At 25.3% G+C, this 462-nt stretch carries 1 protein-coding gene; it reads left to right on the top strand.

Going from position 1 to position 462, the window contains the following annotated elements; genetic code table 11:
* Positions 1-111: 111 nt before the first annotated feature.
* On the top strand, positions 112-462 hold a 351-nt coding region (locus ETC00_RS19760), incomplete at its 3' end, for a hypothetical protein (RefSeq protein WP_171567745.1).

Genomic DNA, 462 nt, shown 5'->3' with positions numbered 1-462 from the left:
AAAGAATCAAGCATTCTTGAATCTTTGATGAAGTATGTGTAATAAAAAATAAGATTAAGGTGATTTATTCACCTTAATCTTATAAAAAAATAAAAAGGAGTGGAATTATTAATGTTGTTCGGAAATACAGAAATTAAGTTTTCTGATGTTAGTGTAGAATCCAGTATCACTGAACCTGTAAACAACTTTATTTTTGAGTCTATGATAGCAATGAATAGTATGACTTTTGTGATTGAAAGTTTGGATAAAGAAGATATAATTATTGAATCTTTTATTAAAGATTCATTTGAAAAAGTAAAAAAGATTATTATTGAATTATGGAAAAAAATAACATCGTGGTTTAACTCGGCATTGAATTTTTTAAAATCTATTTTCTCCAAAGTTTTCCCATTTTTCAAGAAAAACGAAACGGTTATTAAAACAGGAGAGCCACAAAAACAACAAGAATTAAATACTAATCAT

Origin of the sequence: Brevibacillus sp. MCWH, assembly GCF_013096935.1 — a bacterium.
Taxonomy (GTDB): Bacteria; Bacillota; Bacilli; order Brevibacillales; family Brevibacillaceae; genus Brevibacillus; species Brevibacillus aydinogluensis.
Note: the sequence above shows the minus strand (reverse complement) of the source record. Positions and strands in the feature narration are given on the sequence as shown.